The sequence below is a fragment of the Phenylobacterium ferrooxidans genome, assembly GCF_042714595.1.
In the GTDB taxonomy this organism is placed as follows: domain Bacteria; phylum Pseudomonadota; class Alphaproteobacteria; order Caulobacterales; family Caulobacteraceae; genus Phenylobacterium; species Phenylobacterium ferrooxidans.
Genome location: NZ_JAOTJD010000013.1, coordinates 47,539 through 72,629, shown reverse-complemented (window position 1 = coordinate 72,629; position 25,091 = coordinate 47,539). Strand labels below are relative to the sequence as shown.

The 25,091-nt window shown below is 66.1% G+C and carries 20 protein-coding genes; 7 read left to right on the top strand and 13 right to left on the bottom strand.

From position 1 onward, the window contains the following. Positions 1–32 precede the first annotated feature (32 nt). Together OCL97_RS08760 and OCL97_RS08755 are read right to left on the bottom strand one after the other, a co-directional pair. Complete coding sequence (locus OCL97_RS08760; protein WP_377369411.1) at positions 33–1,415, bottom strand: MmgE/PrpD family protein; 1,383 nt, start codon at positions 1,413–1,415, stop codon at positions 33–35. Next, positions 1,412–2,170: an IclR family transcriptional regulator gene (locus OCL97_RS08755; RefSeq protein ID WP_377369409.1), complete on the bottom strand. Its 759-nt coding sequence runs from the start codon at positions 2,168–2,170 to the stop codon at positions 1,412–1,414. Before OCL97_RS08755 ends, OCL97_RS08760 begins: the two co-directional genes overlap by 4 nt. A 102-nt stretch (positions 2,171–2,272) precedes the next feature. On the opposite strand from OCL97_RS08755, the gene OCL97_RS08750 reads away from it, so the two are divergent. Next, positions 2,273–3,859 carry a carboxylesterase/lipase family protein gene (locus OCL97_RS08750; RefSeq protein ID WP_377369407.1) on the top strand — a complete coding sequence of 529 codons (1,587 nt, stop codon included), beginning with the start codon at positions 2,273–2,275 and terminating at the stop codon, positions 3,857–3,859. On the opposite strand, the gene OCL97_RS08745 is transcribed toward OCL97_RS08750, so the two are convergent. Next, positions 3,856–4,461, bottom strand: a complete 606-nt coding sequence (locus OCL97_RS08745; protein ID WP_377369405.1) for an HAD-IA family hydrolase — start codon at positions 4,459–4,461, stop codon at positions 3,856–3,858. The genes OCL97_RS08750 and OCL97_RS08745 overlap by 4 nt on opposite strands. A 10-nt stretch (positions 4,462–4,471) precedes the next feature. Then, positions 4,472–5,518 carry a selenide, water dikinase SelD gene (gene selD, locus OCL97_RS08740; RefSeq protein WP_377369403.1) on the bottom strand — a complete coding sequence of 349 codons (1,047 nt, stop codon included), beginning with the start codon at positions 5,516–5,518 and terminating at the stop codon, positions 4,472–4,474. A gap of 99 nt (positions 5,519–5,617) precedes the next feature. Between selD and mnmH the strand changes: the two genes are divergently transcribed. The 4 genes from mnmH to OCL97_RS08720 all read left to right on the top strand — a co-directional run bounded on the left by mnmH (position 5,618) and on the right by OCL97_RS08720 (position 12,275). After that, the gene (mnmH, locus tag OCL97_RS08735; RefSeq protein WP_377369401.1) at positions 5,618–6,673 is read left to right on the top strand and encodes a tRNA 2-selenouridine(34) synthase MnmH; all 1,056 of its coding nucleotides are present in this window, start codon (positions 5,618–5,620) and stop codon (positions 6,671–6,673) included. 77 nt (positions 6,674–6,750) lie between these two features. After that, positions 6,751–7,521, top strand: a complete 771-nt coding sequence (locus tag OCL97_RS08730) for a class II aldolase/adducin family protein (protein WP_304782969.1) — start codon at positions 6,751–6,753, stop codon at positions 7,519–7,521. Between the two features lie 330 nt (positions 7,522–7,851). Further along, complete coding sequence (locus OCL97_RS08725; protein ID WP_377369399.1) at positions 7,852–9,039, top strand: efflux RND transporter periplasmic adaptor subunit; 1,188 nt, start codon at positions 7,852–7,854, stop codon at positions 9,037–9,039. Continuing rightward, positions 9,039–12,275, top strand: a complete 3,237-nt coding sequence (locus OCL97_RS08720) for an efflux RND transporter permease subunit (protein ID WP_377369457.1) — start codon at positions 9,039–9,041, stop codon at positions 12,273–12,275. The genes OCL97_RS08725 and OCL97_RS08720 overlap by 1 nt, the downstream gene beginning before the upstream one ends. Positions 12,276–12,534: 259 nt before the next feature. Here OCL97_RS08720 and OCL97_RS08715 read toward each other — a convergent pair whose 3' ends face one another. From OCL97_RS08715 to radC, 7 genes are all read right to left on the bottom strand, one after another. Next, on the bottom strand, positions 12,535–13,041 hold the full coding sequence (locus OCL97_RS08715; RefSeq protein WP_304782963.1) for a c-type cytochrome: 507 nt from the start codon (positions 13,039–13,041) through the stop codon (positions 12,535–12,537). A gap of 63 nt (positions 13,042–13,104) precedes the next feature. Beyond that, the gene (locus OCL97_RS08710) at positions 13,105–13,572 is read right to left on the bottom strand and encodes a YaiI/YqxD family protein (RefSeq protein ID WP_304782960.1); all 468 of its coding nucleotides are present in this window, start codon (positions 13,570–13,572) and stop codon (positions 13,105–13,107) included. 231 nt (positions 13,573–13,803) lie between these two features. Then, entirely contained in the window at positions 13,804–13,986 is a 183-nt protein-coding gene (locus OCL97_RS08705; RefSeq protein WP_377369397.1) for a hypothetical protein, read from the bottom strand. 129 nt (positions 13,987–14,115) lie between these two features. Further along, positions 14,116–14,346, bottom strand: a complete 231-nt coding sequence (locus OCL97_RS08700) for a hypothetical protein (RefSeq protein ID WP_370690237.1) — start codon at positions 14,344–14,346, stop codon at positions 14,116–14,118. A 2,039-nt stretch (positions 14,347–16,385) separates the two neighbouring features. Next, on the bottom strand, positions 16,386–17,507 hold the full coding sequence (locus OCL97_RS08695) for a tyrosine-type recombinase/integrase (RefSeq protein WP_377369395.1): 1,122 nt from the start codon (positions 17,505–17,507) through the stop codon (positions 16,386–16,388). Then, positions 17,504–17,761: a hypothetical protein gene (locus OCL97_RS08690; protein WP_377369393.1), complete on the bottom strand. Its 258-nt coding sequence runs from the start codon at positions 17,759–17,761 to the stop codon at positions 17,504–17,506. Before OCL97_RS08690 ends, OCL97_RS08695 begins: the two co-directional genes overlap by 4 nt. Before the next feature lie 205 nt (positions 17,762–17,966). Continuing rightward, the gene (radC, locus tag OCL97_RS08685) at positions 17,967–18,644 is read right to left on the bottom strand and encodes a RadC family protein (RefSeq protein WP_377369391.1); all 678 of its coding nucleotides are present in this window, start codon (positions 18,642–18,644) and stop codon (positions 17,967–17,969) included. A 396-nt stretch (positions 18,645–19,040) separates the two neighbouring features. Between radC and OCL97_RS08680 the strand changes: the two genes are divergently transcribed. Next, positions 19,041–19,850 carry a hypothetical protein gene (locus tag OCL97_RS08680; protein ID WP_377369389.1) on the top strand — a complete coding sequence of 270 codons (810 nt, stop codon included), beginning with the start codon at positions 19,041–19,043 and terminating at the stop codon, positions 19,848–19,850. Positions 19,851–20,522: 672 nt separating this feature from the next. Here OCL97_RS08680 and OCL97_RS08675 read toward each other — a convergent pair. Both OCL97_RS08675 and OCL97_RS08670 read right to left on the bottom strand, forming a co-directional pair. Further along, the gene (locus OCL97_RS08675) at positions 20,523–22,766 is read right to left on the bottom strand and encodes a family 16 glycosylhydrolase (RefSeq protein WP_377369387.1); all 2,244 of its coding nucleotides are present in this window, start codon (positions 22,764–22,766) and stop codon (positions 20,523–20,525) included. Positions 22,767–22,790: 24 nt separating this feature from the next. Further along, positions 22,791–23,636: a glycosyltransferase family 32 protein gene (locus tag OCL97_RS08670; RefSeq protein WP_377369385.1), complete on the bottom strand. Its 846-nt coding sequence runs from the start codon at positions 23,634–23,636 to the stop codon at positions 22,791–22,793. A 452-nt stretch (positions 23,637–24,088) separates the two neighbouring features. Between OCL97_RS08670 and OCL97_RS08665 the strand changes: the two genes are divergently transcribed. Continuing rightward, the gene (locus OCL97_RS08665; protein WP_377369383.1) at positions 24,089–24,565 is read left to right on the top strand and encodes a hypothetical protein; all 477 of its coding nucleotides are present in this window, start codon (positions 24,089–24,091) and stop codon (positions 24,563–24,565) included. Positions 24,566–25,091 lie beyond the last annotated feature (526 nt).

Here is a 25,091-nt window from a genome sequence, read left to right as displayed (position 1 = left end):
GTCTCTCCAGAGCCAGGCCGTCTTTGCGGCCGTCAGGTTGCAATCAGGTGGGCCAGGTCGGCCGCCTTGGGCAGGGTCTCGATCTGCGCGACGGCGCGCACCACCTCGGCGGCCCGCGCCGCGCCGAGCACCGGCGCCATCAGCTCCAGCGCCTTGGCCTCCACCTCGCCCGTCGTCATCGGATGCGACGGGAAGCCGACCACGTGAGGGACATAGACTTCCCGCACCGCGCCGTCCTTCAGGCGGACGATGACGCGGGCCGACTCGGTGCGCGGCTGGCCGGGCGGGGTCTCCTGGGCGGGGTCGTGGACCACGTCGACCCGGGCCATCAGCGCGTGCACGGCGCCGTCACCGGCCATGCGCTCCAGCGACTGGGCCGAGACGAAATCGAGCCGCCGGTCGATCAGCATGATGGCCGTCAGGTAGCGCAGGTTCAGCGCCGGCATGGCCGCGTCGCGGAAGGCCTGCCAGCGGCCCGGCATCTCGATGCGCACGCTCTCAACGGCCGAGGCCTCCAGGTCGGGCAGCAGGTCCAGCAGTCCCTTCACCGCCGGCTGGGTCGGCCCGCCGACCGGGTAGCGCTTGTAGGCGGTGTGGATCAGCTCGGTCCGCTCTCCCAAGCCCTCGATCAGGCCCGCGCGGTCTGCGTCCCCGCCGGTGAAGATCTTCGAGGCCATCCAGCCTTCGGGATGGTCCAGGCTGTCGCGCACGCCGGTGAAGCCCGCCTCCACCATCAGGGCGGCGCTGAGGCCCGCGCGCGCGCCCATGCCGGCGAACACGAAGGACTTTTCCACATGCTCGACGTCCAGCAGCCATTGCCAGGACCCGGCCGCCTGCTGCGCGCAATAGGTCAGCAGGTCGGGAATCCGATCCTCGGGGAGATCCAGGATCGAGGCCGCCGCCGCGCCCGCGCTGAACACCGGCCCGATCCCGTGATTGGCGATCCCGGCCCGCCGCAGGTTGCCGACCCCCAGCGCCTTGGGGATCCGGCCCGCCAGTTCGTAGCCGGTGATCACGGCGCGCAGCACCGCCTCGCCGGAGAGCCCGCGCTGCTCGGCCAGCGCCAGGGCGACACTGACCACCGCCGGGCCCGGCTGCACGAAGGCCGAGGGGATGAAGTCGTTGATCTCCGCGCCGTGGGCGGCCATGGCGCTGGCGAAGGCCGCGTCGCCGAGGGCGGCGGTGGCTTTCGTCCCCAGGATGGTGGCGGCGCTGCGCCGGGCGTCGCCGGACTGGGCGATGGCGAAGTCGCGGGCCAGGCGCGCCGGCGCCAGGTCACGGCAGGCGACGATGGAGGCCAGGGTGTCGAGGATGTGCAGCCGCCCGAGGCTGCGGAAGCTCTCAGGAACCGGCGCGGTCTGGCTGCCCGCGATGTACGCCGACAGCGCCGGTCCCACGGCGTCGGCGGCGCTCATAGCCGTCCCACCTGTTCGGCCATGCTGGCGCAGGTCGAGAGCAGGTGTTCGATGATCTCCTGGCGGCCCTTCTCGTCCACGCGTTCGGCGGGCGCGGAGACCGAGATCGCGGCGGCGGCCTCCGGACCGCGCGCCATGATGGGCGCCGCGAAGCCCACCACGCCGGGCTGATAGCTGGCCATGGCGTAGCCCCGCTCGCGAACCTCCTGCAGCTCCACCGTCAAGGCCGCGACATCGAGGCGGCGCTTGCCGCCCATGCCCGCGGCGGTGCGCTCCAGGACCGCCTCGGCGTCGGGCGCGTGGGCCAGGATCGCCTTGCCCCCGGCCGTGAGCGGGGCGGGGACCCGGCTGCCGATGCGGGTGGTGAAGCGGATCGGGCGCGGCGAGATCATCTTGTCCAGATAGAGCACGTCGTCGCCGGCCCGGATCACCAGGCTGACGGTCTCCCCGGTGACCCGTTGCAGTTCTTGCAGGAAGCCCGAAGCGGCCCGCTTGATGGGGTGCTCGGTGATGACGTTGGCGCCCAGTTCCCAAAGCTTCAAGGTGGCGGAATAGCAGCCGGTCTCGGCGTTCTGCTGGACGTAGTCGAGGCCGATGAGCCCCGCGAGGATGCGATGCACCGTGCTCTTCTGCAGGCCCAGGCGCAGCGTCAGCGCCGACAGTCTCATGGGCTCCGGCGACCGGGTCAGGGCCTCGAGCACCGCGAAGGTGCGAGGCACGACGCCCTCGGTCGGCGAGGCGGGCTCCGCCGTCATCTTGTCTGTCTCCCTCGGTTGACATGATCTGCCCTGGAGCCGACCATTCTGTCAATGGAACAACGTTCCACAAGGCGGAACGATATTGAGCGGGAGTGGGTGATGGGAAGCGACGTGGCGGCGGACGACAGCGTCCGCTCAGGTGCCGTGGTCGAGACGGCGACCGGCAAGGTGCGGGGCGAACGGTTCCGCGGCGTCTCGATCTTCCGAGGCATCCCCTATGGCGCGCCCACGGGCGGCGCCAACCGCTTCCGCCCGCCGCAACCGGTGGAGGCCTGGAGCGGGGTGCGGGAAGCCATTCTTTATGGCCAGACCGCCCCCCAGACCCGCAGCACCCTGTCCGACGGCGGCTATCCCGGCAACAAGCCGGAAGTGGGGGAGGACTGCCTGGTCCTCAACGTCTGGACGCCAGGCGCCGACGAGGCGCGGCGGCCGGTCATGGTCTGGCTGCACGGCGGCGGCTTCGAGGCCGGTTCCGGCTCCTCGATCCTCTATGACGGGGTCAACCTGGCCTCCAAGGGCGACGTGGTCTGCGTCAGCCTGAACCACCGCATGAACGTCTTTGGCCACCTCCTGCTGCAGGACGCCCTGGGCGACGACTTCGCGGGGTCGGCCAACGCCGGCTATCTCGACATCATCGCGGGCCTGAAGTGGGTGCGCGACAACATTGCCCGGTTCGGCGGCGACCCGGGCAATGTCACCATCTACGGCCAGTCCGGCGGGGGCCGGAAGGTCAGTATCTCCATGGCGGCTAAGGGCGCCCAGGGCCTGTTCCATCGCGGCATCGTGCAGAGCGGCTCGCACCTGCGCCTGACCCCGCGCGACCGGGCCAACGAACAGCTGGACCGACTGCTGGCCCTGCTCGGGATCGCCCGCGCCGATGCGCGCCGGCTGCAGGACCTGCCCTTCGTGGACCTGGTGAAGGCCAATCGGGCCCTGATGCGCGAGCACCCCGCGCGCTTCTCGCCCACCCTCGACGAGGTGGTTTTCGACGCCCATCCGTGGGATCCGGCGGCGCCGGTCATCTCAGCCCAGATCCCGATGATGGTGGGCACCTGCCGCACCGAACTGTCCAACCAGGTGGGCAGCGCCGACGAGACCACCTTCAGCCTGGACGAGGCCGGCCTCGGCGCACGCCTGACCAGCTACCTGCCGCAGGCCGATATTCCGGGCGTGGTGGCGACCTTCCGCGCCGAGAGCCCCGCCGCCTCGCCGTCGGAGCTGTTCTTCAAGATCACCACGGCCCGCGGCTACTGGCGCGACAGCGTTATCCAGACCCAGCTGAAGGCCGCCCAGGGGGCCGCGCCGGTCTGGTCCTACCGCCTGATGTGGCGCACCCCGGTGGAGGGCGGGCGGCGGATCACCCCCCACTCCCTCGACCTGCCCTTCATGTTCGACAACGTCTCCAAGGCCCCGCACATGGTGGGCGAGGCCAGCGAGGAGACCGCGGCCATGGCCCATCAGATGAGCCAGGCCTGGCTGGCCTTCGCCCGCACCGGCGACCCCAACACCTCGGCCATCCCGGCGTGGCGACCCTATGATCTGGAGCAGCGCACGGTGATGCTCTTCGACACCACGTCGCGCGCCGAAAGCGATCCGCAGCGGTCAGAGCGCCTGGCGATGGACGCCTACCCGACCCAGCAGCTCAAGGGCACCCTGCACCGCCAGCCCGCCGCCGCGGGCGCCTAGGCCCCAAGGCCGTACAGCTCTTCCAGGTCGCGCAGGTACCGGGCGGGATCGGTGAACAGCCGCGCCTCCAGGCCGCAGGCGAGGGCCGCCTCGACGTTGGCGGCCTTGTCGTCGAAGAAGATCAGCTCCTCGCGGGGGAAGGGAATCTGGGTCAGCATCGCCTCGAAGAAGGCGGCCTGGGGCTTGGCGGCGCCCAGGCGGCAGGAGATGAACAGGCCGTCGAGCAGGGCGCCGTAGCCCAGCGTCGTCTCCAGATGCGCCGCCCAGAAGGCGTCCTGGTTGGAGCCGAGGTAACAGGCCACCCCCGCCGCCCGCAGCCGCCGGACGTCCTCCAGCATGGCGGGGTCGGGAATGACCGCGCCCTCGGTCCAGCGCTCGAGATAGCTGGCCGCATCGTGGGGCCAGCCGGCCTGCGCCAGGGCCTGGCCGCAGGCGGCGGTGAAGGCGTCCGCATCGGCGAGGGTCTCAGGCGCGGCGCCCCGATAGAAGCCGGTGACGAAGTCCTGGTGCTGCTGCGCGCTCCAGACCCAGTCCTCCGTCCCGAAGGGCCCGGCGTGCTGCAGCACCCCGTCGGCGTCGAAGATCACCCCGCTCAGCTTCATCGGCCGCGCCCTAGGTTCCGACCACCACGGGCTGGCCGCCGCGCGGGGTCAATCGTCCGACCACGGCGGCGGCGGCGAAACCCGCCTCCCGGACCAGGGTCATCACCGCCTCGGCGGCGGTGGGTTCGACGGCGATCAGCAGGCCGCCGCTGGTCTGGGGATCGCACAGCAGGTCGCGCTTCCAGTCGGCCAGGTCGCCCGGCGCGTCGACCGAGGCGCCGTAGCTGGCCCAGTTGCGACCTGAGGCGCCGGTGCGCACCCCGGCCCTGGCCAGGGCCTCGACGCCTGGCAGCAGGGGCGCCTCGGGATCGATCCTGGCGGTCAGGCCCGCGCCGCGCGCCATCTCCAGGGCGTGGCCCAGCAGCCCAAAGCCGGTGACGTCGGTCATGGCGTGAACGCCGTCATGCGTGGCCAGCGTCTGGCCCACGGCGTTGAGTTGGGTGGTCGAGGCGATCAGGGCGCCGTAGCCCGCCGCGTCCAGCTTTTCCTGCTTGAAGGCCGCGCTCAGCACCCCGACCCCGAGCGCCTTGGTGAGGATCAGGACGTCGCCGGCCCGGGCGGCGCTGTTCTTCAGCACCCGGTCGGGATGCACCAGGCCCAGGGCGACGAGACCATAGATCGGCTCGACGCTGTCGATGGAATGCCCGCCGGCCACCGGGATGCCCGCCGCCGCGCAGACCGACGCGCCGCCGGCCAGGATCTGGCCGATGGTTTCCGGCGCCAGCTTGTCGATGGGCATGCCGACGATGGCCAGGGCCAGGATCGGCGCGCCGCCCATCGCATAGATGTCCGACAGCGCGTTGGTGGCGGCGATGCGGCCGAAGTCGAAGGGATCGTCCACCACCGGCATGAAGAAGTCGGTGGTCGCCACCAGGGCCTGGGTGTCGTTCAGGCGCCAGACCGCCGCGTCGTCCGAGGTCTCGGTTCCCACCAGCAGGTTGGGGAAGGCCGCGGCCGCCGGCATCCGGGCCAGGATGTCCTGCAGCACCGCCGGGGCGATCTTGCAGCCGCAGCCGCCGCCATGGGCCAGGGAGGTCAGGCGGACAGCGTCGGTCATCGATAACTCTCGGACAGGGGAACCTGCCAACCTCTTAGTCCGCGCCACAGCGTCGGACCAGTCTCGCCACCGCGGCGCGCGCGGTGCTAACAGTCGGCCATGGGAATCCAGCTCACCGAGGCGGTCGACGCCCTGTCGCTCGCCCGCTTCGATGCGATCATCGACGTGCGCAGCCCGGGTGAGTTCGCCGAGGACCACGTGCCCGGCGCCGAGAACCTGCCGGTTCTTGATGACGCGGAGCGTGCGGAGGTCGGGACCATCTATGTCCAGGAATCGCGCTTCCTGGCGCGGCGCATCGGCGCCGCCCACGTGGCGCGCAACATCGCCCGCCACCTTGAAAACGCCCTGGCCGATCGGCCGGCCAGCTTCCAGCCGCTGATCTATTGCTGGCGCGGCGGCCAGAGGTCCACCGCCATGGCCACGATCCTGTCGCAGGTGGGCTGGCCGGTCTGGCTGCTGACCGGGGGCTACAAGACCTACCGCCGCGCGGTGAACGCCCGCCTCTATGACGAGGCGCCGGCGCTGAATCTGGTCCTGCTGGATGGCCATACAGGCACCGCGAAGACCGAAATCCTGGCGCGTCTCGCGGGGCAGGGGGTTCAGACCCTCGACCTGGAAGCCCTGGCGTCGCACCGCGGCTCGCTGTTCGGCGCGGTGGCGGGACACCCCCAGCCCAGCCAGAAGCTGTTTGAGAGCCGCCTGCTCGCGGCGCTGGACCAGCTCGATCCCTCGCGGCCGATCGTGGTGGAGGCGGAGTCCAGCAAGATCGGCGAGCGCATGACCCCGCCGGCGGTCTGGAAGGCCATGCAGACCGCGCCGCGCATCGTGATCCAGGCGCCCCGCGAGGCCCGCGCCCGCTATCTGGTGGAGGCCTATCGCGACGTGATCGCAGACCGCGCCGAGCTGGAGGAGGCCTTTTCCCGCCTGCCGGTCTATCCCGGCCAGAAGCGGCTGGAGAACTGGCGCGGCCTGGCCGACGCCGGCGCCTTTGAGGATCTGGCGGGCGCCCTGATGGAGCACCACTACGACCCGGCCTATGACCGCTCCGCCCGCAAGGACGAGCGGCCGCGGCTGGGCATCGTTGAACTCGCCGATCTCGGCGCCGCCAACCAGGAGGCGGCTACGGCGGAGATCCGTCGGCTGGCGTCGATCTGAGCGCGGCCTTGACGCTAGGGCGCTGGGGCGCGACCCTATGAACAACGATCACAAACGATAAGACGAGGGAGGCTGTCATGGCCGATGGTTCGCTTGCAGGCGCTAATTCGCTCAAGGGCAAGGTCAGCGCCGAGGAATGGGAAGCGCGGGTCGATCTCGCCGCCCTGTACCGCCTGGTGGCGCTCTACGGGTGGGACGACATGATCTACACCCACATCTCGGCCCGCATTCCGGGCCCAGATCACCATTTTCTGATCAATCCCTACGGCATGTATTTCGGCGAGATGACCGCCTCGTCCCTGGTGAAGATCGACCTGGACGGCAAGATTCTCCAGGAGACGCCCTACTTCATCAACCCGGCGGGCTTCACCATCCACTCGGCGATCCACGCCGCGCGGGAAGACGCCAAGTTCGTGATGCACCTGCACTCCGACGACGGCGTCGCGGTCGCCGCCCAGAAGGAGGGCCTGCTGCCCCTTTCGCAGCACGCCTGCATCGTCCTGCCGCGGCTGGCCTATCACGACTATGAGGGGATCGCCCTGAACCTGGACGAGCGCGAGCGTCTCGTGGCCGATATCGGCGCCAAGACCCTCATGCTGCTGCGCAACCACGGCACCCTGTCCGTGGGCGAGAGCGCCGCCGACTGCTGGACCGGCATGTACTACCTGGAGCGCGCCTGCCAGATGCAGGTAAAGGCGCTGTCGGCGGGCCGGGAGAACGTGCTGTTCGCCCCCGAGGCCGCCCAGCTGGAGGTCAAGGGGCAGGTGATGCGCGGCATCGGCGGCAAGCTGGGCTGGCCCGGCGCCCTGCGCCGCCTGGACCGTGAACTGCCGGGCTACGACGCCTAACTGGCGGCCGGCCCGTTCGCCCACCGCCCGCCACTGATTCCTCACGCGGCGGGGGTGGCGGCCCGACAAGGTCCGGGCCGGGACGATTTCGGCGAACGACAGTCTCTGGGCGCCGGGTGACCGGCGCCCTTTTTCTTGGCGCTAACCGGTTGATTCAAAGGCTATCGTCGATCAAATGCGGCGATTGCACGGTGTAACCGCGGTCTATTTCCGACCAGACACGTACAGCCATCGTTCTGTCACTGGACGGGCGCTAGCTGGAAGCCATAAGACCGCTCGACTTTGAACCCACTGGCCGCCCGCATTATCGAGGCGACGGAGTCCCCCCGCTTGTTACGACGCCACTTCTTCCTCACCGGCGCGATCCTTGTGCTGATCCTCATGCTGGTCGCGGGGGCGTACAAGCTGACCCTTGGGAAGACGCAGGGCCCTGGGGGTCCGCCTGGCGCGGCCGTGGCGCAGGGCAAGGGGGGCGGTCCGGGCGGTCGTCCGGGCGGCGGTGGCGGCCGAGGCGGCATGGGCGGTCCGGCTGATGTCGCGGTGGTGGTCATCCAGCCCCGGCTCTTCACCGACACCATCGACGTCATCGGCGTGGCCAAGGGTCGCCAGTCGGTCACCCTGACCGCGGCGGCGACCCAGCTTGTCGAACGCGTGCGCTTCTCTCCGGGTCAGTCCGTCGCCCGCGGCGCGGTGCTGGTGGAGTTGAAGGACACCGAGCAGGACGCGGGCCTCGCCCAGGCCCAGGCCAGTCTGGTCCAGGCGCAGCGCGCCTATGAGCGCTACAAGACCCTCGGCCAGCAGGGCTTCGCCTCCAAGGCGATGATCGACCAGTACGAGGCCAACTATCTCTCGGCCAAGGCCAATGTCGCCGCCGCCCAGGCCCGCCAGGGCGACCGGCTGATCCGCGCCCCCTTCGCGGGCGTTGTTGGCCTCACCGACATCACCCCGGGCGCCCTGATCAATCCGGGCTCGGCGATCGTCACCCTGGACGACACCAGCACCATCCGCGTCGATTTCCAGGTGCCCGACCGCTACATCGCCTCCGTGCGTCAGGGGCAGGCCGTCAGCGCCAGGGTCGACGCCTATCCGGGCGAAGTCATCCAGGGCCGCATCGCCCTGCTGGACACCCGCATCGACGAGCGCACCCGCGCCCTCACCGCCCGCGCCGAATTCCCCAATCCGGATCGCCGCCTGAAGCCCGGCATGATGATGCGGGTCGCGGTGGTCCAAGGCGGCCGCCAGGGGCTCTCGGCTCCGGAATCCGCGGTCTCTGTCCAGGGTGACAAGGCCTTCGTCTATGTCCTGGCAAAACAGGGCGACCGCACGGTGGCTGAGCAGCGCCCGGTGGTCACCGGCGTGCGCCAGGACGGCTTCGTCGAGCTGAAGGACGGCGTGGCCGCCGGCGACCGGGTCGTGGGCGACGGCCTCAACAAGATCCAGCCGAACCAGGCCGTGAAGCCTGTGGGCGCGGCCCGGCCGCCCGGAGCGGGCGGAGCCGCCCGCCAACCCGCGCCATGATGCTCTCCGACATCTCCGTCCGCCGTCCGGTGCTCGCCGCGGTGGCGTCGATCATCCTGTGCGTCGTGGGCCTGGCCTGCTTCACCTCGCTGTCGGTCCGCGAGCTGCCCAGCGTCGACCCGCCGGTGGTCTCGGTCTCCACCACCTATCGCGGCGCCTCGGCCGAAGTCGTCGAGGAGCGGATCACCGAGGTGATCGAGCGCCAGGTGGCCGGTATCCAGGGCATCGACCGGGTGAACTCGTCCTCCCGCGACGGCTCCTCGCGGATCAACGTCTCCTTCACCCTCGACCGCGACCTCGACACCGCGGCCAATGACGTGCGCGACGCGGTCAGCCGGGTGACCTCCCAGCTGCCGCAGCAGGCCGACCCGCCGCAGATCGCCAAGGCCAACGCCGACGGTTCGCCCATCATGTTCCTGGCGTTCTCGTCCACGACCCTGAACCGCCTGCAGCTCTCCGACTACGCCAACCGCTATCTGGTGGAACGGATCTCAACGATCCCCGGCGTGGCCCAGGTGAACCTGGGCGGCAGTCAGCTCTACTCCATGCGCATCTGGCTCGATCCTCAGGCCATGGCGTCGCGCGGCATCACCGTCGATGACGTCGAGAGCGCCCTGAACGCCCAGAACCTGGAGCTTCCGGCCGGCGCCCTGGAGGCGCCCGCCAAGGACTTCACGATCCGCGTCGCCCGCGGCTATTCCTCGCCCGCCGAGTTCCGGGAGCTGCCGGTCACCTCGACCGCCCGCGCCGCCGCCGTCACCTCCACCAGCGTCGCCGGCTCGGCCGGCGCGCTCGGCACCACCGCGAGCGCCGACGGCGCCGTCAGCGCCGCCGACCAGGGCCAGAACGCCTATGTCACCCGCCTGGGAGACATCGCGCGCGTGGAGGAGGCGGCCGACGAGCGCCGCCGCACCTTCCGTTCCAACGGCCGCGACATGGTGGGCATCGCCATCACCCGGCAGTCCCAGGCCAACGACCTCGAGATCTCCAAGGGCGTCGCCGATCAGCTGCCGGAGATCAACAAGTCGCTGCCCCCCGGCACCAAGCTGGAGATGGCGGTCGACTTCACGGTCTTCACCAAGCACGCCATCGACGAAGTGTGGATCACCATGGGGATCTCCCTGGCGCTGGTGGCCCTGGTGAACTTCGTCTTCCTGGGCACATGGCGGGCGGCGATCATCCCGTCGGTGGTGGCGCCGATCTGCATCCTGTCGACCTTCATCATCCTGGCCCCGCTTGGATTCTCCATCAACCTGCTGACCCTGCTGGCCCTGGTGCTGGCCATCGGTCTGGTGGTGGATGACGCCATCGTCGTGGTGGAGAACATCCAGCGCCGCGTCGACGAGGGTGAGCCCCCCGTGGTGGCCGCCCAGCGCGGCGCGCGGCAGGTGTTCTTCGCGGTGGTGGCCACCACCATCGTGCTGATCTCGGTGTTCGCGCCGCTGATGTTCCTGCCGGGCTATATCGGCAAGCTGTTCGTGGAGTTGGCCGTGGCCATCACCGCGGCGGTGGCCTTCTCGGCCGTGCTGGCGCTCAGCCTCTCGCCGATGCTGGCCTCCAAGCTGCTGCGTCCGGCCCATGGCGAGGGCTTCATCGCCCGGCGCGTGGACGCCGGTATGACCAAGCTGCGCAACTCCTACCACGCCTCCCTCGACGCCATGCTGGGCCGCCGCTCGGCCTCGGTGGCCACCGTGGCCCTGGTGGCCGTGCTGGCGGGCCTGGCCTTTGCGCTCTTCACCGTCCTGCCCCGCGAACTGGTGCCCAACGAGGACCGGGGCCGGGTGGACATCAACATCCAGGGCCCCGAAGGCGCGGGTTACGACTACACCCTACCGGCCGCCAAGCAGGTCGAGGCGCGTCTCCAGGACCTGCTGAAGGACGGCACGATCACCCGCTACACCCTGGGGGTGCCGCGCTTTGGTCAGAACCAGTTCAACACCGGCAACGCCAACGCCTCCCTGCCGGACGACGCCGCGCACAAGATCAGCTCTCAGGATCTCGCCGCCCAGCTCAACCGAGATTTCTCAAAGATCACCGCCATCCGCGCCATCGCCTCGGTGCGTCCAAGTCTGCAGCGGGGCGGCGGCGGTCCGGGCGGCGGGGGCAGCAATGTCGACCTGATCGTGGTCGGCAACGAGTACCCGGAGATCGAGCGCCTGATCCAGCCGCTGATGGCGGCCGTTCAGGCCAATCCCGGCATGGCCCGTCCGCGCCTGGACTATGAGCCCACCTCGCCGCGCCTGCTGGTGGACCTGGACCGCGACAAGGCCGCGACCCTGGGCGTCTCGGCTCAGTCGGTGGGCCGCGCCCTGGAGACCATGTTCGGCTCGCGCAAGGTCACGACCTACATCCGCGACGGCCAGGAATACGACGTCATCCTGCAGACCGACCGCGTCAATCGCCAGAATGAGAACGACCTGGCCAGCCTCTATGTACGCACCAACTCCGGCGCCACCGTGCCCCTGTCCTCGGTGGTCAGCACCGAGGTGCGTGGCGACACTCCGGACCGGTCACGGGTTGACCGCCTGCGGGCCATCACCCTCAGCGTGCAGCTCAACCCCGGATACACGGTGGGCGAGGCGGTGAGCTTCCTGCAGGACGAGGTCGCCAAGCGCCCCGGCACCACGGTGAAGTGGGGCGGGACGGCCCGCGACTATCTTGAGGCGGGCGGGGCCGTGGGCCTGGCCTTCGGCATGGCCCTGTTGCTGGTCTTCCTGGTCCTGGCCGCGCAGTTCGAGAGCTGGATCCACCCCGCGGTGATCATGCTGACCGTGCCCGTGGCGGTGCTGGGGGGACTGTTCGGCCTCCTGGTCGCAGGCTCGACGATCAACACCTACAGTCAGATCGGGCTGATAATCCTGGTAGGGATCGCCGCCAAGAACGGCATCCTGATCGTGGAGTTCGCCAACCAGCTGCGCGATGACGGCCTGTCCATCCGCGAGGCGGTGATCGAGAGCGCCTCCCTGCGCCTGCGGCCCATCATCATGACCTCGATCTCGGCCGCCGCTGGGGCCGTGCCGTTGATCGTCTGGGGCGGGGCGGGCGGCGAGAGCCGCAAGACCATCGGGGTGGTGATCTTCTTCGGGGCCATCTTCACGACCCTGCTCACCCTGTTCATCGTGCCGGTCTTCTACAACATGCTGGCCCGCTTCACGAAGTCGCCCCTGGCTACCGCGCGCCGCATCGAGGCCTTCGAGGACGCCGAGCAGACGCGCGCCGCGAACGCCGCCGAATAGGCTGGTCGCGCGAAAAGCCTCCCCGCCGGAGCGGGGAGGAGGAAAGACTGTCATTGGGATGTTCGCGCCGGCGACGACGGGGGCGTCGCGCCGGCGCTGATGCGGCTCCTGCGGGAGAGTCGCACCCCTAGCCCGTCACCCCAGGGGGAGATGATCGGGATCGATGCTGCAAGAGCTCGACCCCATTATGGTGATCCGCGCCAAGGTGCGCGTCAAGGTTGTCTGAATCCAAGCGCGCGCTTTCCGAGCGCGCGGGCCGCTACTGCGGCTTGTAACCCGTCTCGACCTTCAGATAGGCGATCAGGTCGATCCTATCCTTGGCGTCCTTCACCCCCACAAAGCTCATCTTGGTGCCGGGCATGAAGGTCTTGGGACTGGCCAGCCACTTGTCGAGGTGCTCAGCGTCCCAGGTGAAGGTCGCGGCCTTGACGACCTCGGAATACTTGTAGCCCTCCGAGGTCCCCGGCTTGCGGCCGAACATGCCGTAGAGGTTCGGGCCCGTCATGTTCGCGCCGCCCGGCACGATGGTGTGGCAGGACTTGCAGACGGCGAACACCTTCTTGCCGTTGGCCAGGTCGCCGGTGTTGTAGGGGGCGGGCAGGGCGGCCAGCAGGGTCTGCTTCTCGGCGTCGCTCAGCTCGGGAGCGGCCGCCGGCGTCGGGGCCGAGGCGGGGGTCGAGGCGCTCTCCGTCCCGCCCGACTTCCCGCAGGCCGAAAGTCCGATGACGGCGACAGTGGCGGCGAGCGTCAGGGCGAGGTGGCGCATGGGAAATCCTCTCGAGAGCGTAGGTGGGCGGAAGCTACTCGAAGCGCCGTCATTGGCAAGCGCTCAGCCCCGCCTGCGGCGTTCCTTCTGGATGATCTCGTCCAGGGCCTGCAAGAACCGCGACCGGTCGTTGCGGTCAAAGGGCTTGGGCCCGCCCATGATGTCGCCGGTCGAGCGCAGTTGCTCCATCAGGGCCCGCTGGGCGATGGCCGCGCCGATGGAGTTCTCCGTGAACGGCTTGCCGTTGGGCGCCACCGCGTGTCCGCCCGCGGTCAGCACCCGCTCGGCGAGGGGAATGTCGTTGGTCACCGCCACGTCGCCCGGCGCCACATGCTCGGCGATCCAGTCGTCGGCCACGTCGGGCCCCGCGTCGACGATCACCCGCTCGATCATCGATGACCTGGGGATCATGATGAAGGCGTTGGAGACCACCCAGGTCTTGAGTCCATAGCGCTGGGCGACCTTGTAGATCTCGTCCTTCACGGGGCAGGCGTCGGCGTCGATGAAGATCTCGATGGGCTTGACGGTCATGACCCGTCCTAGAGCATGATCGCTTGAGACGGAACCGCGCAGCGGTCCCGGCTCAGGCGTGAATCATGCTCTCGCTTATATCTGGAGCCTGATCCACCGCATCGGCGGAATCGCGAAGCGATTCCACCTCAACGGATCAGGCTCTAGGCGGGATCAGGAAGTGTGGAAACCGGTTTTCCGCAGCCGCCTGGCGCCCGGCCCTTCGGCCAGCAGAGACCTGGCCGCAGCGGTCTATTCGGGCGGCTGCGGCTCGAAGCGCTGGACCATCCGGGCCTGTTGCCACAGTTCCATGGCGTGCTCGTGGGTGTGCTGGCGCGCAAGTTCGATGGCCGACGCGTCGTTCTCGCACTCGAAGGCGATGGCGCGGCTGATGCGCCCGTTGGCGCCCAGGAAGTATATCCGATAATCCAGCATTCAGGCTTCAGCGTCCCCGGCGCCTACACCTAGCATACAGTGTGATCGAGGGTCGCAGGAAAACGCAGATGCGATCTATACCTGGAAAGTCAGGTAGTCGACACAGTGGGATTCTATCGGGTTTGGACTTTACGCCTTGAGGGACCGCCAACTGACCTTCAGGGCGTCGAAGGCGGGGTCCGTCTCTGTTTCCAGATTGTGGCGTTGGTGGATCTTGCAGCCGATCATGTCGTGGTTGCGCCACTTGGCCCGCACGATGAACACCTCGCCGTCGGGCACGTGCAGCACGGTCAGCGCCTTGGGCAGGGGGACCAGGGCCGGAATTTCCAGCTTCAGGCCGCTGGAGCTGACGTCGCGCATGGTCGCGTCCCACCAGGAACCGAGAGCGGGGCCATAGAACACCCGCACCCGATCGCTCGTCGGCGCGCGGGGTTCAATACGACGATCAAGCCACTGAGCTTCAGACATGGAGGAGAGGCATAGGCCAAGGATGCTAAATTTTTCTAAGCTTCGCCGCATGGCCGACATGGGGCCCACATGAACGGGAGCCGCACCGTTCGCTCAGGCTTGCGCCAACCGGCGGGGCGCACAACCGTCACCTGTTGGGTTTTCCACCCATCTAGAAGAGATCTTTTCGAGTGCACAGTCGGTTTGTTGTCGAAAGTGGACGCCCACAAGCTGGTCGAATACTTTCCTGAAAGCCGATCTAATAATTCTGGAAAATTGTCTTTAGGTCTGGCAGGGGGGAAATATTGTTATCCGGTTCTTCATTTGCCATTTTTGCCGTTCGTAGGGCGCTTTAGCTTACACCCAACGAGGCTGGCCGGGAGCCTGCTCGGCGCCCACATCTGGATGGCATTCTTTGTGGCGAGTGTCAGGCGCCTCAACGAGGACAGCATACTCGGCTAGCGTTATGCGAAATTAGAGCAACCCGTTCCGATGGAAATGAAGAAGCCGGTTACAATTCGTGCTATTGCTAAACTCTTGTCGGATCCGGCTGAGACTATTCGACGCCAAGCTCACAAGTTGCCCGGTATAGGTCTCCTCACCCAGACTACGGGCGGATATGTTCCGGCAGAGCTTCCCCTTACTCTAGCCACGGTGTCGCTGGAGGTACATGGCCGCGCTCTGAGCGCAATGCTGTCTCACGCTCGTCATTTGGAGTCGATTGCGGCGCGACAGATTGAAGCGGGTCATGGCCCCATTCTGACAACCGGCCGATAAAGTCGGCGAGCGCGTCCCATTCAACCGCAGGCGCCCCTTTTGCACCACAATCGGGACTTGGGCATCGCGGCGCCCCATTTTGCGGCATCGCACTGTTGTAGCGTCGCGTCGTGAAGCTCACTCTGGGACGTCGCAACCGAGACGCCTTGTGAAGAGCGCGTATTCGGCGGCTGACAGGCGTCAAAGGAGGGGGCCGTGGGTAGACTAGGCCAAAAAGAGAGATCGGCGGTTACTTTTAGGGCGAAGCGCCTGTCCGTGGTGGGGGCCGCCTTCGCGCCGAAAATCTCGCCAACACTAAAGCAACACAGGGCTGAACCTGGCTGGCAAAACGACAATGTCCGCCCATGCGCCCGTCAGGCGGCCGCAACTGAACTTCCCGGCGGACGCGCCAACGATCCATCCATCGAAGGGCGCTGGTCTCCACGCACAACGTTGGGGCTTCTGATCGTCACCTGTGGCGCCTTCTGGTGCGCGGTGGGCTGGATTGTTGTTATCGCGTTCGGCCGCTTGAGCAGTCTGCCCGATTGAACCGGCGCTAAGCCGCAAGAGCAACCCTCTATGCCGGCTAGGACAACGGCGGTCAGCTCTGAGAGGTCTTCGCCTCACGCGTCCAGAGGTGCGAGCTCGATGCCATCGATCCCACCAGCTCCTTCAACGACATCATAACCCGCATCGTCCACCTGAGTCGCTCAGCTTGTAGGGTCGCTCGCGAGGCTTCGCTTGGCGGATCTGAACGTCCGTTAGGGGCGCCTTGGGGGTATCTCGCTCTTGGGGTTGTCAAACGTATCCCACAGCTACCCCCAAGACTCTTAGATGCACAAGGCTTCCGACGGACGTGGATGGACAGTTTCATCGCTTCAGTCTCAATGGGAAGCGCCAAAATTCCCTACTGCGTAAGGGTTTATGTCGACCCTTGTGGCCGCTTGTAGACGCCTGCCTTCGGAAGGGGAATGGTGCCGGATACAGGACTCGAACCCGTGACCTTCGGTTTACAAAACCCCAGGGCGCGTCGATTAGAGTGTTGATATTCAACGGGTTGTAGCCGCGTAGGCGCTGAGACTTCGGGACTATTCTGGGAGATTTGGTAAAGCTAGTGGTCTAGATCGTCTCGCACCTGGCTCGTCATGCCATGTGCGGCGGGAGACAACAGCTACCGCGGGGGCTCCGCTGGAACCCTATTTCCTGTCGCCGGCGTCCTCAGCCGACTGCGGATCTAGCGGCTCATCATCGTCGAGCGCAGCCCGCAGTTCCTCGGTCAGGACATGGGCGTATCGCTCCGAGCTGCTGACTCGTGCATGCCCCAGGAGGCCTTGGACGGCTTTCAGGTTTTTCGTCTTCTTCAAGATCATCGAGCCTGCATGGTGACGGGCTCCGTGGATGCGGCGACCACCTGAGATCTTGGCGGCGTTCGCCGCTTTGCTGATCCGGTGTTCCAGCATCCCGTAGGTGAGGGGAGTGACCGTCTCTCCGACCTCAACGCACCAGACCTGATCTATGCCTGCGCCGCGAGCCTTGGCGACGAGTTCAGTCAGGGCCCTGGCGTGATCCCGCCGCAGAGGAAGATGCAGAATGACGTCGCGCTTGCGACCCTTCTGAAGGGTTAGGGTGGGGTCGCTGACGTCAAGATTGAGGGCGTGCAGGGCAAAGAAGAGTTCGCCGTAACGCAGGCCATAGGTCAGCATCATATCCAGGGCTAGCCGCACGTCTCCGTCACAGGCCGCGAGCCAGGCTGCCTTTTCTGATTGGCTGTAGACGCGGCTTTGAGCGCGCGGCTCGGATAGGCGAAGGTCACGCCAGTCGATCTCCGGCAGGCCGTGCAGCGTCCCCTGTGGCGACCAATGGGTGCGCGCGCGCTTGAGGATCGGGCGCAAGGTCTCGATGATGTCGCGGTTCACCGTGCTGTTCGAAACCGGATAGGCTCGGGCCTTGTCGCCCTTGGCCTTCCTGAAGGTCTCAGTCCGCCTGCGTTCGATCGCGTCCGCGACCACCGCTTGATCAATGGCGCTCAGGCGAGTCTGAGGGCCTAAGAGCGACAAGAGGACTTCGATCCGACGCTCGACATCGACGGCGTCGCCACGGTGTCGCCCCTTCTCCTCCCAGTAACGACCAGCAGCTTCATCCAGCGGCAGCTGACCAATGGCGCCAAGCTTCCCGGTCGCCACCTCCTGGCGCATCCGCCGCTCAAACTCCTCGGCGGCTCTCCTATTGAGGACGCCGGTGGAGCCCACATACCGCCGGCCAGCCACGACGAAGTCGTACTGCCATATCCGGCTCTGTTTCGGCTTGTAGACGCTCACGCGCCGATCCGGGCGCGGCAACTGCGTTCGGAGAACTTGTAGGTCTGGGGCTTGGGGACGATCGTGGCGCGAGCCTTCGACCGTTGAGGCGTCGGCGTTGCAGCGACCTCGCCAAGCAGGAAGCAGCGCAGGTCTCGCTCGGTATAGGCCCGACGCTTTCCCCGGGGGACCGCGCGGATGATGCCGTCGGCGGTCAAGGCGTCGAGGGTGCCGGCATCCACACCGATAAGGCGTGCGGCCTCACGCTTATTCAACAGCGCGACCGTCGCGAACGCCTCAGCGAAACGCGCTTCGGTCGTCGGCCCAAGGAAGCCAGATGGGTCAGTTTCAGATCTCACCTATGTATATAGCGTTTTACGGCGAAAAAAAATATTTGAGCCGCGAACGGGGCCGAATGGCCCCAACTGGTCCGTCCTGCGACTGGATTTTTGCAATCTGACGGCCGGGCCATGCCCGCGCCTACAGCATCAGGCCCAACGCCTTTAAGCTGACCACCTCGTGGCCCGCGACGATCAGATGGTCGTGGACGACAATCCGTAAGGGACGACAGGCCTCGACGATTTCTTGAGTAGTCTTGAGGTCAGCGTTGGAGGGAGAGGTTTGGCCGCTTGGATGATTGTGCACCAAGATGACGGCGCAGGCGTCAAGCTGAAGCGCGCGACGCACGATCTCTCGGGGGTAGACTGGGGCGTGATCGACGGTGCCTTCACCGAGTACTTCATCGGCGATCAAGTGGTTGCGTCGGTCGAGAAACAGGACACGAAACTGCTCCCGGGTTCGTTCTGACAGTCGGATCCTGAGGTAGGCCTCAAGCGTCGAACTACTGGCGATGACGTCACGCCTCCGAACTTGCCCCTGGGCAAGTCGTAGCGCCGCTTCGTGCAGCACCTTCAGATCCGCTGCGGGCGCTTTGCCTATGACGGCTTCAAGATCCTTGATGTCCGCAGCCAGCACCCCGTCCAGGGTGCCCCAGGTCCCGAGTAGGACCTGCGCCCAAGTGCGCGCGCCAGTCGGCATGCACCGGGAAAGGAAGAGTTCGAGGACCTCGGGATCGCCGAGCGCTCCAAGCCCGTATGCGACGGCGCGCTCACGGAGCTCAATCACCGCGCTATCTGATGGTTGGCAGACGAACTTCATGGCCGCACCCCGCTCAATCACGGAGGTGCTTCGAAGGCGGGCGCGCGAAGTTGCGTGAGGGCGGTCGCGCCTTTGACTGGTCGAGTGGACCGCTCCAACTAGACGCGCGCCAACTCAGATTAAAGCCAGGTTGAGTTTGGTTCGGCATCAACCCCGCTGATCGAACCGTTCAGCTATGAGGCCTGCGCCCGCTACTCGCTGCTACCGACCCGGATAGAAAGTTTCGTCAGCTCTGGGCTCATTGCCGTCGTTACCAACTTCCGCTCTCGGGCAGGAGGCTGGCAGGTCGGCCGCGACGACCAGGTTGGGTCTAGGGCGACATTGGAAAGGTCCGCCGTGTGGACGGAGCCGGTGAGCCCTCTTGCTAACGATACCGCAAGTCGCCAGCCTCACCGTATGAACTCTGTGCCGCCCTACGACCCCGCCACCGCGCAGGTCGATCAATCGAGTGAGAAGCTGCTATGGACCGGGGCCGCCGCCAACGGGGCCTTGATCCTCGCCCTAGTCGGCTTCGCTGGCGGCGCTGACGATCAGATCGCGGCGCTCCGCATAATCACAATCCCAGCAATACTTTGCGTGACCGGCTTTTCGTTTGGCGCGACCGCGATAATGCATGGCGCGGCACGGCTTGCCCAACGTCTGCTTGAAGCGACCGCCCATGCGAGGATCGCGCTCGCGCATCATCAGGCGGCAGCCTTCAAAGATGTCTTCGAGACTCCATCAGTCGATCCGATAGTCGCCCGGCTCGTCTGGGGCGATCAGGCCGATGACGAGGTTCGGAAACTGCTCCTGGGCCGGTTAGCGAACGCCAAGGCCTCTACCGACAGGAGTGACGCGACCTTCGAGGAAGGGGTCGCCGGCCTGGAGGCATGCGCGAAGGCGGGCAATTTGCATCTCCGGGCGGCTCAGCGCTGGCTTGGCGCGTCGTTTGCGGCGGCGGCGGTCGCCGTCGTGGTGCTGCTGGGGCAGGCATGGGCGACAAATACCTCTCCGGCGTTGCCGACGTTGCCGGGCGTCGCAGCGGCGCGCCGAACTCTGGCGGCTCCTCCAGCCGTCGGGGCGAAGGCCCCGCCGATCGTTGCTCCGCCTCAAGACCTGCCGCCCTGCCGGAACGGAGCGAAGGACTGCAAGCCCTGGGAGCGGGACTGGCCGGAGCCTCCGCCCGTCGGGGCCGTAGTCCTGGAACCTCGGAGGGATACTAGGTAAGCGGCCTAGTCCTTAGGATCGCCAGGGATCCAAAACCCTCGCTTTCGACGCCACTCCCTGTCCCGCTCTAGTGTGACTCTAGGCGGCAGCTGATCGATTCGAACTTCTCGGCGGGCCGTGAGCACCTTGGTTCGCCCAACGAGAATGACGATCCTCGCCGACAGGGCTAAGACTTCGCCCATTGTTACCCGAGCCAGTACATCGCCCGTCATGCGGTGTTCGGCGCGGGGGTACATCTGGCACCTCACGAAGCCGCTCCATGGAGGTTCAGGCGCATCCGGACCAACCGGTAGCCTGATTGAGGCTGGCTTCGGGCCGAGTAGTGTAACCTCAGCAATGACAGGCTCGTGAATCTCGCCCGGCCGCTCGTACGTCAGGCGCAAGACCGCGAGGCCGCTTGTATCGGCCAAGGGTTCGATCCAGGAGATGAGGATGCCTGCACGCTGCGCTAGACGGTCCTTGAGCACGAGGTATGCTGTAAACACAGCGGCGGCGGCTGCTACCCATCCACCCCAAGCTGCTACCCAGTCTGCCATGCTGTTCATGTGCTCCCCACAAGCCTGAAGCACCAATCTACACTCAATCATGGGCACGCTGCGGTCCCCCGCGAGACGTCGGAACAATGTCAGCTGTCGGCGCGGACCCCAATATCAGCTGTTGGCGCGATCCCGCTTATTGCGCTGGCTGGCGGGTGGACGGCTGTTGCTCGGCCGGTTCGAGCAAGCCCTCATGTCCCAGGTGCTCAGAGCACGGGTCGGCCGAGTCACCGCAGATTTCGCTGACACGATCCAGAGTCTGCACGGCAATCCGCCGGAATGCGCTGTGTGCTGGGAGGGTGTCGTCATCCAGCTGACCTGCTAGCTCTACGGAACGGGGCGACCAGAGGTTGGCGTGCAGGCGCATTGGAAGGTGAGGAATCGGCGTCGGATCCCACCTCGACCTCACATGGACGATTCGGCCATCGACGAGCCAGTGGATGCTGCCGGGCGTCCATTCGACAGCATAAGTGTGGAAGTCCGCGGTAGCATCGAACCCAAGGTCGATCTCATGCGGTGTTCCGCGATAGCCGTAGGCTATCGCTGTGCCCTCGTCGCCGGGGTTGAAGTACACGTTTGCGAGCATCCTGTTCGGGCGAGAGCCGAGCAGTTCGACATCAATCTCCTGCCTCGGGAGATCCCTGTGCAGGAAAAAGCCGGTGACGAGCCCGCTGCCACGCGCCGGACGTATCTCGGCTTCGAACCGGCCGTAGGTGAAGCTGTCGGTTGAGGCAAGAGCACCCGAGCTTAGGGGGCGAACGCCGCTGGCGCTTTTCCGAAGTGCGAAGCTAGCGCCTTCGGCACTGTGTTCGATCCCCGTAGGCTCGAAAGTCGCCATGTTGCCGGGGAATGTTTCTGTGAGGGCGCGAAAAGCGGCCGAATGGGAGGTCAGATCTACGTTTAGGCAGGGTGTGAATTCGCACGCCCGCGCGCTTGTAGCGCTTACGTCTTGGCGGGGCCGCCAGGCAGTTGGTGGAAGCACCCAAGGGGATTCGTCGATCTTGTTAGTTCCCAGCCTGTCCGTCTTCCGCGCCAAGTTCGCCTCCTCGGCGCGGAACACTCCGATGCCGTGCGAAACGCCGCGTGGAAATGCATGGTCGGGCACTGGGAGCGCCAACAAGTGCGATAGCGGCTCCCAGGGATTGCCGGCGAGGGCATCCATTGGCACGACGGCGGATCTGGCGACCGGCAGCGAGCGATGGACTCTATCGGGTGTCGCAGGATGATCGCTGGACTGACTGGTCGCGCCGATCACGAACCGCGCGTCGGGCCGTTGTCGAACTAGCTCTTCAATCGCTGCATCACCGAGGTTGGCGTCCACGTAGGCGTCGAATAGGCCCTCGGACTCGAGCATGGTCGCGAGGCGGTTCGAAGGCGCCTCCGCCGGGAAGGTGCGGACGCGGTAACCGAGCGTCGACAACGCCATTCCCATGACATCCGTGGCACCTGGCGCGTTCCAAGCCAGCACAAGGCCGCGTCCGCCTGCCGTGGGGCCGACGGGGCTCGGGCCAGCATCGACTGTTCCGGATCGAGCGAGGTACGGCAAGATGGAATAGGCGTTGTCGGACCCACCGTCGCCGCGTTGAAGGAGCGCCGATTTGGAGAGCGCCAGTACCCTGAGATCCCCGAAGCGGTGGTTGATCCAGAGGTCGACAGGCCCAACGACCGGCATCATTCGGAGCAGGCGTTCGGCACCGCTGCGAGACAAAACATAGCCAGAGAAATACCAAAGACCCCTAATGGGTCGGAACAGGTTGGCGGTGACATCTGCCCGTTCCGCCGTGCCGCCGGCATCCAAATAGGAAAGATACAGAAGGTGTGGCCCCTCATCGGGACCAAGACCTTGCAGTGCGGCGCGCCAGCCCTGGTCGATCAGTCGGTGCGCGCCATGCACGAAGTACACATCGTCCTCCAGAACCAGCACATACTTGTGCGGGCCTCGCGCAATCCTCTTCCATGCCTCAACATGGGAGCGGGCTACGGCGATCTCCTGTCGTGACATGCGGATGGCCTGGTCGCGACCAAAACACTCCTCGAGCCGCGCATCAGGCTGCACAAATAGCTGATCGCCCATGGTGTAGATCGGGTCGACATCGGCTGTAGGCGCCGTTTCGCGGCCATCCCGGGCATCGATCGCGGGCAGGCGTTCCACGAGCTGCGAAAGGCGACGGCCGCCTTGCGCCCGGAAGCGCCCGAGCTCCTGCTGGAGCCACCGCCACCGACCGGGTTGACGGTCAAGATTGATCGCCAGGATCGCACCAATCTGATCATCGCCCGGTCCGAAGGCGTGGATCGACTTCGGGGGCAGCAGGCGCCTTGCCGCCAAAGCCACTCTAAAGCTTACGCCGCGCAGGCTCCCAAAGCCTTCACGCAGATTCATATCTTCCCCGCCGTACAGACCACGTCAGCCCCAATCGACATTTCGCCAGTTGCGCTCGTCAGCCCGGTAGGACAAATCCCATTTCGTTCTCGCAATGCGGTCCCAGCATCGCAGCAGTGCGAAGTCGTGGATGTGCCCAGCGAGGGCGAGTTCATGGGCGTGCGCGGCCAGCACTGCCGTGAGATTTCCAGGCCCGGTGATCGACTGAATGTCTCGGCGCGAAGAGCTGTTCAGAAGAGCAGCCGTGGCGCGCTCCAGAGCCCGCCGCAGCACGGGGTGCCCGGGCGGTGCCACCAACGGGTTGTTGTTTACGTAGTAGATGCGCCCTGCCTCGGGAGCGTCGTTATCCCAGAGTTCGGCACCCTCCACCATCGTGCCACTTGGCACGTCGTAGCAGAGCGGCTGGAGCTTCAGTCGGTCGTCACCATAGAGGAGCGGCCAAAGCCCCTCTGTCACGACGTCGTCAGCGTCGACATAGAAGCCGCCCAATGCAAGTACGTAACAAAGTCGGAAATAGTCGCTGCGCATAGCGGGATGGCCGCACTGCGCGAATGCCGCGGCATGTTCTAAACCATACGTCTGGGAGATGAAGGCGGTGGCAGAGACATCGTTGTATAAAGCGATCTCGAATCCGTCCTTCTCCAGAACCTCCCAGCTTTGAAGGCATCCCCTTACGTCCGCCGGCAAGGTCTCTGCATCATGCCAGAACCTGACGAGCACCTTCGGAATCGTGCACCAGCCAGTCGATTGGGTCTGTGCCGCGGACCCGTCGTGTAAGATGAGCCTTCGCATAAATCGGCTGCGCAGCTGATCATCTTCGTGGAAGCCAGCTGAAAAGCCCTCAGCCTCAAGGCTGAGCTCAATCGACATAGCATCGCCTGTCGATCAACGGACGGGCCGGTTGATAAGGTGATCTTGGCCAATGCATCACACCATCCAAGGCGGATAGCGCCGCCACTTTACCGTCAAGGTAGAGCTTGCCGGCACTGCTGCGCAACACGTGTATCAGCATATGAGCCGCCAATCGTGTATCTGGGCCTTCGCCGGAACTCGGCTTCCCGAATTGTGATGCGCCCCGCAGGATTGTCAGTGGAGAGGCGGCGATCGTCGCCTCCGGCGGTCTCAGGACGGGAGAAGTGCTTAGCGACTACTGACTGCCGTACTCCCCTCTCGGCTTGGGCGGTTCCCTCGGTGGTGTCGGTCTTCGGCAATGGGCGTCAGCTCTTCGGCCGGACGCGGATGTCAGCTCATGGCGCGGAGCCGCCGTAAGACCGCCTACCGGCCATATGGCCTGCGCGGTTGAGCGAAGGTAGTCTCGCTTGATGGAGCCCGTTCCCTATCTCGCTCAAACGACGGCCGGCGGCTGTGGGCCGTGCTCTTTCATCATGGTGGCGCGCTACTTCGATCCAGGCCTATCGCTCACCGAAGAAGATGCGCTGAAAGAGTTTGGATTCGGGGACAGGCCCCGGCACTTTGCCCTGGCGCCGTGCTTCTTCCACGCTGGGAAGGCTCTCGGATTGAAAGCCCAGATTAAGTCTATGGATCGCGCGACGCTGCGAGGCGAGTTGGAAGAAGGGCCGGTGATCGTCCTACACAGGGCGTCCGAGGAACCGGGCGCTGTGCCCCATTTTTCCGTAGCTCTGGCGGGGACCAAAACGCACATCACGCGGCACGATCCAGGGTTCGGGGCAGGGCTCATTGACGACTGGGAGCGCTTCGAACGCCTCTGGGGCGCGGTGAAGGTGGACTGGTTTCCCTTTGCAGGAAATCAGGCGGTGATTCTCCGCCCGGAACCGTGACTGAGCCCTTCAGCCTTAGACAGATGATTTGGCGGAGCGAGGTGAAGGTCGGCTTGTGGGCTATGAGCCAACTTCCGGACTTGGCGCATGACGGAAGTCGTCAGTTCAATCCTGATAGCGCTGAGGGAGTCGAACCAGGGACAAGGTGAATGTTCGCATTCTCTCGCAGCAGCCCCACGCGGTGCGCCCGCGGCCGATTGCTCGAAATGGAGCTGTGAGGGATTACTTGGCTCCAATTCGCGCCCGCCTTTCGGCGACGACTCGGAGGCGCCACCCGGCGCCCGGTCCCAAGGTCTGCGGGCGCGTGAGCCCGACGGGCAATCAGCCATGATGGGCTTCAAGCCGGGTTCCATCGACCACTAGATTTTGATCACTCGGCACGAAGAGGGCGCCAAGACCGACGCCGTTTTTGTCGAAATGGTCAATCACTCGAACTCGATCCCAAGCATCACTATCCGCGCATGGCTCGGCCCTCGCGCGCCGTCATGCCGATCAGCCCGAGCGCCCATCTTGATACTGCGGTGGC